This is a genomic window from Citrobacter rodentium NBRC 105723 = DSM 16636 (genome assembly GCF_021278985.1).
Taxonomy (GTDB): Bacteria; Pseudomonadota; Gammaproteobacteria; order Enterobacterales; family Enterobacteriaceae; genus Citrobacter_A; species Citrobacter_A rodentium.
Genome location: NZ_CP082833.1, coordinates 1,503,304 through 1,518,289 on the forward strand (window position 1 = coordinate 1,503,304; position 14,986 = coordinate 1,518,289).

Consider the following 14,986-nt stretch of genomic DNA (forward strand, 5'->3'; position numbering starts at 1 on the left):
AACAATATCTCCATTCATTAAGGAGAGCGGGACGGGTAAGGTAGTTATGTTTTGTTAGTTTTTTAATTAACGCTGACGCACAGCTGGCAGCGTTTTTTATTTCGCTGCATCAGCCTTGCGAATTTCGGCAATTTTTTTGCCAAATATCAGCTGTAACACCGCCAGTAATAAAAATGGCGGTAACAGCGCCACAAGCGCAGGAATTCCCATTGCGCCTTTTATTAACATCGCGCCAGAGGCAATCAGCAGTAAAAAGACCAGCACGCGGAATACCTTCACGGAAATACGTTTATGAACGTATTGGCCCACCAGCGATCCGAGAATCATCGTCGGGATACAGAAAATCACCAGCTTGAAGGTGGAGATGGTCAATATGCCACTGGTCGCCAGACCACCGACCACGGCAATATTGTTGGCGGTAAAGAAAGCGTTAAGCGTTCCGCGAAACGCTGCCGGACCTAAATTACGCAACATGCCATACATCACCACCGGCGGACCATTGGTGGAAAACGCGGCGCCCAGCGCCCCGGCGACAGCGCCAAGCGGCGCGGCGATCCATCTGCGGTCATAAATGGGCAGGCGGGGAATAAACATGCTGTAAAACGAATAGAGGATCAGAAATGCGCCAAGCCCTATTTTCATCATATGATCGGGCAGATATGTCAGCGCATATAAGCCGACCGGAATGCCGAGAAATGAAAAGCCAATCAGCACCGCGGCGGAGCGCCAGTCCGTTTCTTTTCGCGACAGCCAGGTGGCATAGATGGCGGTTGCGGTGCCGACAATCACCGATAAGGGCGTCGCCATCTTCACCGGCAACATCAGAGTAATGAGCGGCATCGTGGTCAGCCCGCCGCCAAAGCCTGCGCAAATTCCCACAAAGGTATAAAGGAACATTAATGCGATAACGATTAATACCACGTTGGTATCTAACATTAGTAAGCGGCTCGCCAGAACCGTATTGATATTTACTGAGAGCTCAGATCAACTTTCCAGGGCAACAGATCGCGTACCCGATTTGCCGGCCAGTCCTGGATATGCTCAATGACGTAACGCAGCCATTTTTCTGGCTCCACATTGTTCAGACGGCATGTGCCGATCAGCGAGTACAACACCGCCGCATGTTCGCCACCGCTGTCAGAACCCGCGAACAGCCAGTTTTTCCGGCCTACGGCCACTCCCCTTAAGGCGTTCTCTGCGATGTTGTTGTCGATTTCCACCCAGCCATTACTGCAGTACACGTTCAGGCTATCCCACTGTTTCAGCAGGTATGCGAACGCTTTTGCCGTATCCGAGTGACGCGACAGTGTTTTCATCTGAGTCTGTATCCAGTCATACAGTGACTGCATCAGTGACGCAGCTCTGGCTTTTCTTGCCGCCAGACGCTGTTCTGCTGAACATCCCCGGACTTCTGCTTCGATGGCATACAGTTCACCGATACGCTGCAGGGCTTCCGTGGTGATATCGGTTGGCGCTCTTGCATGCACATCGTGGATTTTTCTCCGGGCATGGGCCATACACGCGGCTTCCGTTATTCTGCCGGATTCGTATAACGCCCGGTAGCCACCGTAAGCATCGGCCTGAAGCACTCCGCTGTAACCGGACAGGTGATTCTGTGGATGTATGCCTTTCCGGTCCGGGCTGTACGCGAACCAGACCGCCGGGGGCATCTGTGAACCGGCGTTACGGTCATCACGGACGTAGACCCACAGCCGGGCTGTCCGGGTTTTACCGCTGCCCGGCTCCTGGACCGGGACGGGGATATCATCAGCATGGACTTTACCGGGCATCAGCACATACTGGCGCAGGACGTCATACAGCGGCTCCAGCAGTTCAGCAACAGCACCTGTCCAGCGCCCCAGTGTGGCACGGCTCAGCTCCACTCCCTGACGACGGTATATTTCTGACTGGCGGTATAACGGCAGATGGTCTGCATATTTCCCGGTGACAACATGGGCCAGAAGCCCCGCTCCGGCATAACTGCGTGCAATGGGTTTTGAAGGTACTGGTGCCTGCACGATATGGTCGCACCGGCAACAGGCCAGTTTCGGACGTTGTGTTTCGATAACCTTAAAGGCGCTGCTGATAAGCTCCAGTTGCTCTGACACATCACATCCCAGAGAACTGAGTTCACCACCACAGGCAGGACAGCATTCCTCTTCCGGCCGGATAACCCGGGTTTCACGGGGAAGTGAGGCCGGTAACGGTTTACGGGCTGAAGACTGGCGCAGGGCGGATGGCAGTGCCGGGTCATATTGCTCACCCAGCGTTTCAGCCATTTCTTCCTGAAGTGCGCTGATTCTCTCCTGTGCATCCTGTATCTGCCGTTCGGTTTTTGCGCGAAGTTTTTCTGAGCTTTTACCGAACTGCATACGTTGCAGTTTCGCAACCAGCGCCTTCAGCCGGTTGATTTCGGAAGCATAAGCCGCCACCCGCTGTGAGAGCAGGCGGTTGTATTCGGCCATCTGGCGGATGGTGTCCTGTTGCGTCTGCAACAGTGCCCGCAGGCGGGCGTTCTCATGAGCAAGTGAGGTGTCCATATCCTCACTTTACAACGGGTTATATGCGGATTCCAGCGCGTTCCGTTCGTTTCGGGTGCTTCCAGTTGATACCTTCAAGAAGCATGGATAACTGAGCCGGAGTAAGGTGCACCTTGCCGTCACGGGTGACTGGCCAGATGAAGCGGCCCCGCTCCAGGCGTTTGGTGAAGAGGCACAGTCCGTCACTGTCAGCCCACAACACTTTTATCTGGTCACCCCGGCGTCCGCGGAAGATGAACAGGTGTCCGGAGAACGGGTCATCCTTCAGGACGTTCTGAACTTTTGATGCCAGGCCGTTAAAGCCATTTCGCATATCGGTGATACCTGCAACCAGCCAGATACGCGAACCTGCAGGGAGAGATATCATCAGTGGCTGCTCCCTTTTATTTCGCGGATAAGTGTCTGTAATAACGCCGGCGTCAGTTTACCTTTAAGCCTGAGAGTTCCGGCCGGCAGAACCAGCTCACAACACAGACTGTCGGACGGTGTATTTATCTGCTCTGGTTCCTGTGCGGGGGCCGGGATTTTATTATCCGGCTCCGGCGTTAACGTCACGGGAAGCAGTGCCGGCATATTTTTTCCGGAAGGCAGCAGGCCACCTTTCCGGTATTGATGGCGCCAGTTGAAGAGCAGGTTATCGTTGATTCCGTTTTCCCGGGCGATCTGCGCCACACAGGCTCCGGGCTGCAGTGACTGCTCCACTAAGGCGATTTTAAACTCATAAGGGAAGTTGGGCCGCCGGGGACGTTTTTTTACCACGGGGGTTTCGGATATAACGGTGCTTTCAGGACGTACGACTGGTACCGTGGAAAATTGTCCGTAAAGGCAGGCATCAAGTTCCTGCTCCGACATGCCTGCGGGCAAAGGCCACGAAAGGCCAGCTCTCCGAAAGCGCACGAACATACTACAAACTGTTGATTTTGGTACACCCAGGCGACGTCCGGCCACAACCCGAGGTAAATGTTCTTCGAAGTGAAGGCGTAAAGCTTCAGTAATCCAGGTCCGGTATTCCATACGATAGTGTCCACTAAAAATGATGGACATTATTTTTGTGGAGCCGGAGGAAACAGACCAGACGGTTTAAATGAGACGCTTACTAACATTACGCCATCGGGCGTGAATAAATTAAAAAAATCCATGGTAATTCCTTGTTGTTAATCCAGACCTTAAACCCGGTGACGCTAAACACGTATGGAAGCAGTTAATTGTTATTCGGTTGCTTTTATCCATTTCCGGGCTCCAGGCGTTCGCCTTTAATGGATAAAAAGAGACGGTGGCTCTCCCCGGGTTGCAGGTGGACAAGATCGATGGCTGAATTAAATGCGTTCGGCGGGCAGCTCATAGGTTCCACCGCCAGTCCCTGACGACTTAACTTTTCACCGCTGTATATCTGCAACCAAGGCTGATCGGCGTACAGGCTTACGGAAAGCCCCTGCGCCGGGTCGGTTATATTGACCTCCCACGCGCGGGAATCGGTTTTAAAGGTGTGATCGATTTTCCGTGCGCCAATATAGTTGGGAAGGGAAAAGTCCAGGTCCAGCTCCTGCGCCGGATGCAGCGTCGTGGGATTTGCGCGACTATCTACCGCAAAAACCTGTTTTGCCGGAAATTGCAGCCGGTAGCTATCGACAGGCGCCAGGTTACAGGTGAGATAAGGGTGAATCCCCGCGCCATAGGGGGCCGGGAGTTTGCCAATATTTTCACTGATTATCTCTACCGACAGCCCCTTTTCCCGATCCAGCGAATAAATCACCGTGGAAAATAAAGAAAAAGGATAGCCATAGCTGGGGGGCAAAAATGCCGTCAGCGTGACCTTATCCGCCGTGGCGTCAGCGACCTGCCAGTCGCGCCATGCCAGAAAACCATGAATGGCGGCGTGGGAACTGTGCTCATTTACCGGCAGCTGAAATTCCCGCCCCTGATACTGATAACAGCCATTCGCAATACGGTTAGGCCAGGGGATAAGCACTTTCCCCAGATGTGCGGGCGGCATTTCTTCCGGGTTATGCGGTATCACCAGGTGGCAGCCCTGGTACGATAATTCAGCAAGTCCGGCGCCAACCGTCACAATTTGGGCGCGGTAATCACCTGCCGTAAGGGAAAGGGTTTTCCCTCCGCTATGCAAACGTCTTTTCTGCATACAAATCCCCTGACGGCATATCGACACCGAGTGTTGATATGCCGTATTGAGTGGTTTTACTTAGCGTTTACGTCCAGTAACCCGGCGGCGACAGCGGGCGCCAGGCCAGGCGCTAACGGGATGCGTGGAATCACCAGACAGTGCAGCAGGTGGTAAATATCCTGTTTACCGTCCCAGACTTTGGTGGTGACCTTATTGTCAGGATCAAGCTCCTGCCACCAGGAACCATTCTCGTAGTCCATCAGGTACTTAATGCAGTAATCCCACCATTTCTGATACCAGACTTCATACTGGCGATCGCCTGTCACGGTATAGAGCGCATATGCCGTACCCATCGCTTCCACAACCGGCCAGCGTACGCGTTCCCGCACGATGGGTTTACCATCCCAGTCCACGGTATAAACGATGCCGTCAGCGCCGTCCGGCGCCCAGGCGTCGCGGATCATGGCGTGGAACAATCCTTTGGCGTCTTCCAGCAGCCAGGCTGGTGGCTGTTCGCATCGGGCTTCAAACGCGGGGTGGATATGCAGCATCAGGCGGCCCCATTCAATCCAGTGGCCGGGCGTCCCGCCATAAGCGCGGAAGCGGTGAGCCGGATTCTCTTTGTTGTAATCGCGGATTGGGTTCCAGTTGACGTCAAAGTGCTCGTTGACGCGATAGTCGCCTTTACGCGCGACGTCGTGAATAATCACCGACGCGATACGTACCGCCCGGTCAAGCCATTTGCGGTCATGGGTCACGTCGTAAACGATCAGGAACGCCTCAACGGCGTGCATATTGGCATTGCCGCCACGGTAGTCTTCGGTTTTGCTGAAGGCTTCGTCCCAGGACTCCAGGCACATCTGCTCGTCTTCGCTCCAGAAGTATTTCTCAATGACTTCGATCGCATCATCGAGGAGCTTTCTGGCTTCCGGATGGCCGGTGGTGACCGCGCTGGCAGCGCCGAGCAGGACAAAGAAATGCTGATAGCCCTGTTTGGAGGCATCCATCACCCCTTCGTCATTAACGCAGGCGTACCAGCCGCCATATTTTTTATCCCGCAGCGCGCCATTGAGCGCTTTAATACCGTGGTCAACGAGATCGTAAGCGCCCGGTCTGCCCATTGCGGCGGCGACGGAATAGACGTGCAGCATACGAACGGTGATCCACAGGTGGGTTCCCATCTCTTCTTTTATCTGCCCTTTATTGCCCAGCCAGCCGAACCCGGTCGGCACCGCCGCGTTCTTACCAAAGTTAAAAATGCGATCCGTTTCCTGCTCCAGCCAGCGGTTGTGGCTCAGGGTGTTAAACCATTTCATGTGCTTTCCTCGTTTAATTACGTTTAGCCATCATTTCATCGACAATTTCGCCCAGTCGCTGCAATTTAGGGGCAGAAACGTCTCGCAGCATCATTTCACTATCCGGCAGGCCAATGACCGATGACCAGACCGCGCGGCCCGCCAGGAAACCCGAAGCTCCTGCCGTCATCGCGACGCTGACCGCGCGCGGGAATAATTTTTCATCCACGCCGGAGGAGAGGATCACCCACGGCATATTGATCTGATCGTTCAGACGCTGGGATACTGACAGCAACGCCTGTTGCGAACCTTTGCCGTGGAGCGGCATTTCGACTTTGTAGAGGTCGGCGCCGCTATCACCCAGCTCTTTTGCGGCATCGATGATGGCCTGTTCACGATCGAACTTATCGCCGCGGCGCGGCGGGCGCACTACCGGCTCGATAATGCTCAGCAGCCCGTTGGCATGGCATAGTTCATTGAATTCTTTAACCATTTGCAGGCGCTGCTGAGGATCTTCATCGCTGCGCCACAGCACCAGCAGCTTCAGCGCTTTTGCGCCATCCTGCTTCACGGCCTGAGGATTAATGCTTTTATCAATCGTTACGCTGTCAACGGGAATGCCGTTACCCGGAATAAACGCATCGGCGGCGACAATCATTGCGCAGCTTTTTGCCACGGCTTTCTGTTCCACCACCTGGCGGTAACAGAACTGCTGATCGAGCAGAATGGCGGAGGCATAAGGCGACAGAATCCTGGCCGCGTTAACTTTGAAATCCGTCAGCTGCTGATCCGTCACCGGCGTCGGCGCGCCGGCTGCGGCAAACATCAGGCGCATCGCTTCGCGCTGGTCAACCGCCAGCATGGCGAAGCCGCCGGAAGGTCGGGTGATATCTTTCAGGGTATACATCGTCATTTATTCGTCCTTTTGCGTATCAAAAATGGTTTTTTCGTCCGGCGGCGGCGCGAACCTGTTCAAGAATCGCGGTCCAGTCTTCCCGGCCGCGACCCGCCGCCCGCGCCTGGTTATAAACTTCACGTGAGGCGGCGCCGAGCGGCATCGGGACGTGCAACTGGTTGGCGACGTCCAGGGCGATACCCAGATCCTTGTGCGCGAGATCGATCATGAAAGCCGGAGAAAGATCGCCTTTCAGCACTTTGTTCGGCCAGGAGGTGGTGAAATGGCCTTTCCCGGCTGGCGTACCGCTCATTACCTTTAACGCCACGTCAAAGGAGAGGCCGAGCGCTTCGCACAGCACGGCGGCTTCTGCGGAAAGCGCGTTGAGCGCAATGCTCATGTAGTTATTAATCAGCTTCACGCGGATACCCATCCCCGGACCGCCCGCGTTAATCAGCTCATTGCCCATTGCCATCAGCACAGGCGTGGCGCGTTCGATCTGTTCTGCCGTACCGCCCGCCAGCAGAAGCAGGGAGCCGGCGATGGCGTGATCGGAGGTGCGTCCGACCGGCACATCCATCATGGCGAATCCTTTGGCGCGCATTTCTGCGATCAGGCTGTCGGTCTGCATGGGATGAATGGTGGACATATCAATCACCAGCGCCTGCGGCGACAGGCTTTCGCAAACCCCCTGCGCGCCAAACAAGACGCTGCGCACCAGATCGCCATTGGGCAGCATGGTGATAACGAACTCAGCGCCTTCCGCCGCCTGCGCCGGACTGCTGGCAGGCTGAGCGCCTTTTTCCACCAGACGCTGCACGGCGTCCGGATTGACGTCAAAAACGCTGAGCTGGTGGCCCTGCTTCAGCAGGTTGCCTGCCATTGGCGAGCCCATTTGCCCTAATCCGATAAATGCGATTACTGCCATAACGTCCTCCTGAGACGTGGATGTCATTTTTTGTCATTCAGAGACGGTTGTTTCTGTCTGTTTTTGATCGTATTTGTAATTTATGGTCAAAAAATTGACAGCCGTCACTTTTTTAACATTTCATGAAATTAAAATGATTCCATCTCAAATCAATTAAGGAATGGCCATGATTCGTATTGCTTGTGTAGGTATTACCGTGATGGACCGTATCTATTACGTAGAGGGCTTACCGACCGAAGGCGGTAAATATGTGGCGCAGCGCTATACGGAAGTGGGCGGCGGACCTGCGGCAACGGCTGCGGTGGCGGCGGCGAAGCTGGGCGCGCAGGTGGACTTTATTGGCCGCGTCGGCGATGACGACACCGGGAACAGTCTGCTGGCGGAGCTGGAAGCGCTGGGAGTCAATACCCGCTACACCCGGCGCTACGCGCAGGCAAAATCGTCGCAGTCAGCGATTATGGTGGATGCGAAAGGTGAGCGGATTATCGTTAATTTCCCCAGCCCGGACTTACTGCCGGACGCCGGGTGGCTTAATGAGATCGATTTTTCCCAATGGGATGTCGTTTTAGCCGACATTCGCTGGCATGAAGGGGCGAAGCAGGCATTTACTCTTGCACGCCGCGCGGGGGTCATGACCGTACTGGATGGCGATGTGACGCCGCAGGATATCAGCGAGCTGGTGGCGCTCAGCGATCATGCCGCGTTTTCGGCGCCGGGGCTGGCGCGGCTGGCTGGCACCGAAGATGTCATTAAGGCGCTGCATTTCGCACAAACGCTCACAAATGGACATGTCTATGTGACGCGCGGCGGTGAAGGCTGTAACTGGCTTGAAAACGATCGGCTGCTTCATCAGCCCGGTTTTAGCGTTGAGGTGGTGGATACTACGGGCGCAGGCGATGTTTTTCACGGCGCGCTGGCGTTCAGCCTGGCTTCAGGCAGCGCAATGGCGGAGGCTGTCAGGTTCGCCAGCGGGGTGGCGGCGCTGAAGTGTACGCGTCCCGGCGGACGTGCGGGGATACCTGACTGTGATCAAACCCGATCTTTCCTGTCACTTTTTGTATAAAATGCCAGAGCAATGGTTTTTCGAGGGCATTTCATGAGTCTTACTGAACTGACCGGCAATCCACGCCACGATCAGTTGCTCGCGCTCATTAGCGAGCGCGGGTATATGAATATTGATGAACTGGCGGATTTGCTGGAGGTTTCCACCCAGACGGTGCGCCGTGATATTCGTAAACTGAGCGAGCAGGGTCTTATCACCCGCCATCACGGCGGCGCGGGGCGGGCGTCCAGCGTCGTGAATATGGCATTTGAGCAGCGTGAAGTGTCGTGGACAAAAGAGAAAAAGGCCATCGCGGAAGCGGTGGCTGACTATATTCCGGACGGTTCAACGGTGTTTATCACTATCGGCACCACCGTCGAACAGGTGGCGCGGGCGTTGCTGAACCACAACCATCTGCGGATTATCACCAACAGCCTGCGCGTCGCGCATATCCTGTATAACAATCCGCGCTTCGAAGTGATGGTGCCCGGCGGCACGCTGCGTCCGCACAACAGCGGCATCATCGGCCCGTCCGCGACGGCTTTTGTCGCTGGCTTTCGCGCCGACTACCTGGTGACCAGCGTCGGGGCGATTGAAAGCGACGGCGCGCTGCTGGAGTTTGACGTCAATGAAGCCAGCGTGGTGACAACGATGATGACGCACTCGCGGCATATTCTTCTGGCCGCCGACCATACCAAATATCATGCTTCCGCCGCGGTGGAGATTGGTAACGTGTCGCAGGTGACGGCGCTGTTTACCGATGAGCTGCCGGGTCCTGCCTTACACAATTTGCTGAAGTCCCAGCAGGTCGAAATTGTCGAAGTGAGTCCTGCCCAGGACGATGTTGCCAGCGCCTGATCCGTTTATTTACAGAGACCGCCGTGAAGGCGGTTCTTTTATCACAAAAATTAAAAGTTGAGAAACGTCCTGGTATAATATGCAATATTCTTAATTGCGGGTTTATTTTGCAAAAAATGCTCTTTCCGGACCTTGATTTATTAGCCTTTTCGGCAGCCATGACAAGAGTTTTAAATTCTGGAAAATATTTTCCAGGAATAATGCAAATAAATGATAACGCTTTCGGTTTTGGTTTTTTTCCTCGTTTTTCCTCCGTTGACAGTTCATTTAAATAACGATATCTATGCCGTAAAAGGTAAGTTTCATTAATTGAGTTGGTCGCTGAATCTTTATTTTCTTAAAGAGCCGCCAATCTTTTGCCTTTGGTTTTTTCAAGCAGTTATTTTCATTCGAAAACGGAGTCCTGAATCCTGACGAGTCAGCGTTAATGACGAATGTTAAGGAAAAGGTGGAAATATGAAAACCACATACAAAGACTTAAAGAAAAGCGCGCTTTTTAAAAAGACGGCATTAAGTATTGCCGTAGCGCTTATTGCCGTAGGCGGCCATGTTCCGAACGCAAACGCGGAGCTGACGCTCGATCATAACAACGTACTTTATTATTACGGAGGTTCAACCCCTCTTGGCGATTACGACCTGATTAACGTCACCACTACCGGGACTGGCGCAACCTCCCCGCTGGGCGGTTTTGGGGTCTATTTACAGACGAACGGTATGAATGCGCCAAACCTCAAAGACATTACGATTAAAACGTCCGGCTCTGCCGCCGACGGGGTCAGGGGTAACAGCGAAGCGGTCTTTTTTAAAGCCAGAAATTTAACCATTGAAACCACGGGATCGTCGGCTGACGGCATTAACGCCGCATCCGATTTTAATAATGACTACGACTCTCTGGTGTATGTCACGGAGTCGACAAATATCTCGGTTAAGGATGGCGTTGCCGTCAGGGCGAATAACTTCCAGAACGCGGGCGCAAACAGCATTATTATCCTGGCCGGGAAAAACGTGCTGAAAGTGGTCGGGACCGGAACCGCGGCGAATGCGGCCGACAGTAAAGGCTATGCCGTTTACGCCGGTAACAGGGACAGAGACACCAACGGCATGGGAATTATGGATATCCTGCAGGGTAAAAACCATAACACTAAAGGCAATGCCTATGTGTTTATCGGCGACGACTCTGAAATTTCCACCACCACCAAAGGCGGCCATGCCGTTTACGCCAACAAGGGCGGACTTATCCAGCTGGGCGACGGCGTGGATATTGCAACAACGGGTGAGAACGCTTTCGCGATTTACGCTTCTACCGAACAGCAGGGGACCTATACGGATAACGTTCGTCCGGGGACGGTTTATCTGGCGGGCGGCGCGAAGCTGAGAACGGCCGCCAGCGCCGATGTTATTCAGGCGAATGGCGTTGACTCGGTTATTTCTAGTCAGGCAATCGTTATGCCGGTGGTCGCCGATACGCATTTGCGAACCGACAGCCTGAATCCTGACAGAACCGTGCTGACCGACAGCGAAGGCGTATTTGATATTGAAGGTAATATCAACGCCATCAATGGCGGTACGGTAGCCCTGAATATGGCGGATACCTCCCTTTTCGTCGGTTCGACCAGCGTGGACGCCACGTCGAAGGTTAACCTGAACGTAAAAGGCAGCGGCAGTCTGTGGACGATGACCAAAGACTCCACGCTGACCGATCTGACGCTGAACGGCGCCACCGTGGCGTGGCAATCTCCTGGCGCGGATGAGACATTCGTTCCGAAAACCCTGACCGTTGAAGGCAACTACGTCGGTAACGGCGGCACAATAGTGCTGAATACCGTGCTGGGCGGCGACGATTCCTTAACCGATAAGTTAATCGTTAAAGGGGATACTTCCGGCAACACCAGCGTGGGCATTAACAACATCGGCGGCGCGGGCGAACTGACGGTTGAAGGGATTAAGATCGTCGAGGTCGCAGGGAACTCCGACGGTACATTTGCCAAAGCAGGTCGTATCGTGGCGGGCGCGTATGATTACGACGTGGTGAAAAAAGCCAGCGACTGGTATCTGACCAGTGAACTGACGCCGGTGGATCCGCCTGAAGAACCCGATCCGGAACCGGTCGATCCGCCAGAGCCGCCGCCTCCGCCAGACCCTGTCGATCCGGTTGATCCTCCTGAACCGCCGGAGCCGCCTGCGCCGCCAACGCCGGCATCGCCGCCAAAACCAGAGGGTCCGCCTGCGCCTCCGACTCCCGTTGAGCATCAGTATCGTCCGGAGTTTGGTAGCTATCTGGCGAACAACTACGCCGCCAACACGATGTTTATCACCCGTCTGCATGATCGTCTGGGTGAAACGCAGTATACCGACGTGCTGACCGGCGAAGAGAAAGTCACCAGTATGTGGATACGTAACGAAGGCGGCCGCACCCGCTTCGATGACGCCAGCGGACAGCTGAGAACCACGGCGAACCGTTACGTTCTGCAAATTGGCGGCGATCTGGCGCAATGGAGCAGCGACAGCCTCGATCGCTGGCATCTGGGCGCGATGGCAGGTTATGCCAATCAGAAAAGCAAAACCCGTAACGACCACACCGGCTATGCCTCCCGTGGTTCGGTAGATGGCTACAGCGTGGGTCTGTATGCCACCTGGTATGCGAACGAAGCCGACAAGACCGGCACCTATCTGGATAGCTGGGTATTGTACAACTGGTTCGATAACACCGTTCGCGGCGACCATCTGGCCAGCGAAAGCTACAAATCCGACGGTATCACCGCATCCGTTGAAGGGGGCTACAGCTTCCTGATGGGAGAAAGTGAAAAAGCAAGCTACTGGATCCAGCCGAAAGCGCAGGTTATCTGGATGGACGTGCAGGCCGACGCTCATCGTGAACGCAACGGTACGCTGGTGAAAGATAAAACCGACGGCAACCTGATGACCCGTCTTGGCGTCCGCGCTTACCTGAAAGGGCACGCGGAAAAAGATGCCGGTAAAGGGCGCGATTTCCAGCCGTTTGTAGAGGCGAACTGGATCCACAATACCAGTAACCAGGCCGTGCAGATGGGCTCCATCACGGATGAAATCAGCGGCACGCGCAATATTGGCGAACTAAAAGTGGGTGTGGAAGGGCAGGTTACGCCTCGCCTGCAGGTCTGGGGTAACGTTGCGCAGCAGGTTGGCGACAACAGCTACAGCGATACCTCCGCCATGCTCGGCGTGAAGTACACCTTCTGATACGACAGACTGGCATAAGTCGTTGTAAAAATTGAAACCACAGGCCCGATAATCGGGGGATGCCACCAGAGGCGATGCGTTTACCGCATCGCCTTTTTTTCGTTCACCTTCCCGCTCAGACGCATAGTCAAAGCTCTCCTTTCCCGCTACAGTTACTCATCCACGGCGAGTAAGGAGATGAACATGCTCTATATCTTTGATTTAGGTAATGTGATTGTCGATATCGACTTCAACCGCGTGTTAGGGGCATGGAGTAACTTAAGCCGTGTACCGCTGGCGTCGTTAAAGCAAAGTTTTACGATGGGGGAGGCCTTCCATCAGCATGAGCGCGGGGAAATTACCGACGAAGCCTTTGCCGAGGCGCTGTGCCAGGAGATGGATCTGTCGTTGAGCTATGAGCAGTTTTCTCACGGCTGGCAGGCGGTGTTTGTCGCTCTGCGCCCTGAGGTCATCGATATTATGCATAAACTGCGCGCGCAGGGGCATCGCGTGGTGGTGTTGTCGAACACTAACCGGCTGCACACCACCTTCTGGCCGGAAGAGTACCCGGAAATTCGCCAGGCGGCCGATCGCATTTATCTTTCACAGGATCTGGGGATGCGTAAGCCGGAGACGCGCATCTATCAGCACGTCCTCCAGCAGGAAGGTTTTTCCGCGGACGATACGGTCTTCTTTGTCGACAACGTCGATAATATAGAAGGGGCTAACCAGTTGGGGATCGTCAGCATTCTGGTGACCGATAAAACCACCATTCCGGACTATTTCGCGAAGGTGCTATGCTAAAAACCGTGCATCAGAAAGCCAGGCATCATACGCGTCCGCTGCGGGCCTGGCTGAAGCTGCTCTGGCAGCGCATTGATGAAGACAACATGACGACGCTGGCGGGAAATCTTGCCTACGTCTCGTTGCTTTCCTTAGTGCCGTTGATTGCCGTGGTTTTTGCCCTTTTTGCCGCCTTTCCGATGTTTTCCGAAGTGAGCGTTCAGCTGCGCCACTTTATCTTTGCCAATTTCATGCCCGCGACGGGCGATGTGATCCAGCGCTATATCGAACAGTTTGTTGCCAACTCCAGTAAAATGACCGCGGTGGGGGCCTGTGGCCTGATCGTCACTTCGCTGTTGCTGATGTACGCTATCGACAGCGCGCTGAACACCATCTGGCGCAGCAAGCGGACCCGGCCAAAGGTCTACTCTTTTGCTGTTTACTGGATGATTCTCACGCTCGGGCCGCTCCTGGCGGGGGCGAGCCTGGCGATTAGCTCTTATCTTCTCTCTTTGCGCTGGGCCAGCGATTTCAATTCCGTGATTGATGACGTCCTGCGCATCTTCCCGCTGATCCTCTCCTGGCTTTCCTTCTGGCTGCTTTACAGCATTGTGCCCACGACGCGGGTGCTGAACCGCGACGCCATCATCGGCGCCTTTGTCGCGGCGGTGCTGTTCGAGGCGGGAAAGAAAGGTTTCGCGCTTTATATCACCATGTTCCCCTCTTATCAGCTCATTTACGGCGTGCTGGCGGTGATCCCCATTTTGTTTGTCTGGGTGTACTGGACGTGGTGTATCGTCTTGCTTGGCGCGGAAATAACTGTCACTCTCGGGGAATACCGCAAACTCAGGCAAGCCGCAGATCAGGAACAAGCAGAACAACCATGATTGCATTAATTCAGCGCGTAACCCGTGCCAGCGTCACCGTGGAGGGAGAGGTGACGGGTGAAATTGGCAGCGGACTTTTAGTGTTATTAGGTGTCGAAAAGGATGACGACGAACAAAAAGCGAATCGCCTGTGCGAGCGCGTGTTGGGCTATCGCATTTTCAGCGATGCCGACGGCAAAATGAATCTGAATGTGCGCCAGGCGGGGGGAAGCGTGCTGGTGGTGTCGCAGTTTACGCTGGCGGCGGATACGGAACGCGGTATGCGTCCGGGCTTCTCCAGAGGCGCGACGCCGGAACGCGCCGAAGCGCTGTACGATTACTTTGTCGAACGCTGTCGCCAGCAGGAAATGCACACCCAAACCGGACGCTTCGCTGCGGATATGCAGGTTGCGCTGGTCAATGACGGCCCCGTGACGTTCTGGTTACAGGTATGAACCA

General features: G+C 54.7%; 15 protein-coding genes. 7 read left to right on the plus strand and 8 right to left on the minus strand.

All coding sequences use genetic code 11. From position 1 onward, the window contains the following. Positions 1-96: 96 nt before the first annotated feature. The 8 genes from K7R23_RS07070 to yihU all read right to left on the minus strand — a co-directional run bounded on the left by K7R23_RS07070 (position 97) and on the right by yihU (position 7,780). Positions 97-936, minus strand: a complete 840-nt coding sequence (locus K7R23_RS07070; RefSeq protein WP_012907866.1) for a sulfite exporter TauE/SafE family protein — start codon at positions 934-936, stop codon at positions 97-99. 32 nt (positions 937-968) lie between these two features. Next, positions 969-2,540, minus strand: coding sequence for an IS66-like element ISCro1 family transposase (locus K7R23_RS07075; protein ID WP_012904571.1), 1,572 nt, complete (start codon positions 2,538-2,540; stop codon positions 969-971). 19 nt (positions 2,541-2,559) lie between these two features. Beyond that, positions 2,560-2,907, minus strand: a complete 348-nt coding sequence (gene tnpB / locus K7R23_RS07080; protein ID WP_012904570.1) for an IS66 family insertion sequence element accessory protein TnpB — start codon at positions 2,905-2,907, stop codon at positions 2,560-2,562. Then, on the minus strand, positions 2,907-3,584 hold the full coding sequence (gene tnpA, locus K7R23_RS07085) for an IS66-like element accessory protein TnpA (protein WP_012904569.1): 678 nt from the start codon (positions 3,582-3,584) through the stop codon (positions 2,907-2,909). The genes tnpB and tnpA overlap by 1 nt, the downstream gene beginning before the upstream one ends. 178 nt (positions 3,585-3,762) lie before the next feature. Continuing rightward, positions 3,763-4,680 carry an aldose-1-epimerase gene (locus K7R23_RS07090; protein WP_012907865.1) on the minus strand — a complete coding sequence of 306 codons (918 nt, stop codon included), beginning with the start codon at positions 4,678-4,680 and terminating at the stop codon, positions 3,763-3,765. Between the two features lie 56 nt (positions 4,681-4,736). Next, positions 4,737-5,978, minus strand: a complete 1,242-nt coding sequence (gene yihS, locus K7R23_RS07095) for a sulfoquinovose isomerase (protein WP_012907864.1) — start codon at positions 5,976-5,978, stop codon at positions 4,737-4,739. Positions 5,979-5,991: 13 nt separating this feature from the next. Beyond that, positions 5,992-6,870 (minus strand): sulfofructosephosphate aldolase, encoded by an 879-nt coding sequence (gene yihT, locus K7R23_RS07100; RefSeq protein WP_012907863.1) that lies wholly within the window; start codon positions 6,868-6,870, stop codon positions 5,992-5,994. Between the two features lie 19 nt (positions 6,871-6,889). Next, positions 6,890-7,780, minus strand: coding sequence for a sulfolactaldehyde 3-reductase (gene yihU, locus K7R23_RS07105; protein WP_012907862.1), 891 nt, complete (start codon positions 7,778-7,780; stop codon positions 6,890-6,892). A gap of 166 nt (positions 7,781-7,946) precedes the next feature. Between yihU and K7R23_RS07110 the strand changes: the two genes are divergently transcribed. The 7 genes from K7R23_RS07110 (at position 7,947) to dtd (ending at position 14,982) form a co-directional block, all read left to right on the plus strand. After that, positions 7,947-8,843 carry a sugar kinase gene (locus tag K7R23_RS07110; protein ID WP_012907861.1) on the plus strand — a complete coding sequence of 299 codons (897 nt, stop codon included), beginning with the start codon at positions 7,947-7,949 and terminating at the stop codon, positions 8,841-8,843. A 33-nt stretch (positions 8,844-8,876) separates the two neighbouring features. After that, a complete protein-coding gene (locus tag K7R23_RS07115) occupies positions 8,877-9,680 on the plus strand; it encodes a DeoR/GlpR family DNA-binding transcription regulator (protein WP_012907860.1) in 804 nt (267 codons plus the stop codon). A gap of 23 nt (positions 9,681-9,703) precedes the next feature. After that, positions 9,704-9,955 (plus strand): hypothetical protein, encoded by a 252-nt coding sequence (locus K7R23_RS07120; protein WP_148222111.1) that lies wholly within the window; start codon positions 9,704-9,706, stop codon positions 9,953-9,955. A 181-nt stretch (positions 9,956-10,136) separates the two neighbouring features. Next, the gene (locus K7R23_RS07125; protein WP_012907859.1) at positions 10,137-12,899 is read left to right on the plus strand and encodes an autotransporter outer membrane beta-barrel domain-containing protein; all 2,763 of its coding nucleotides are present in this window, start codon (positions 10,137-10,139) and stop codon (positions 12,897-12,899) included. Positions 12,900-13,082: 183 nt separating this feature from the next. Next, positions 13,083-13,682 (plus strand): glucose-1-phosphatase, encoded by a 600-nt coding sequence (yihX, locus tag K7R23_RS07130; protein ID WP_012907858.1) that lies wholly within the window; start codon positions 13,083-13,085, stop codon positions 13,680-13,682. Beyond that, the gene (locus K7R23_RS07135; protein WP_012907857.1) at positions 13,676-14,548 is read left to right on the plus strand and encodes a virulence factor BrkB family protein; all 873 of its coding nucleotides are present in this window, start codon (positions 13,676-13,678) and stop codon (positions 14,546-14,548) included. Before yihX ends, K7R23_RS07135 begins: the two co-directional genes overlap by 7 nt. Beyond that, the gene (gene dtd / locus K7R23_RS07140) at positions 14,545-14,982 is read left to right on the plus strand and encodes a D-aminoacyl-tRNA deacylase (RefSeq protein ID WP_012907856.1); all 438 of its coding nucleotides are present in this window, start codon (positions 14,545-14,547) and stop codon (positions 14,980-14,982) included. The genes K7R23_RS07135 and dtd overlap by 4 nt, the downstream gene beginning before the upstream one ends. Positions 14,983-14,986: the final 4 nt, after the last annotated feature.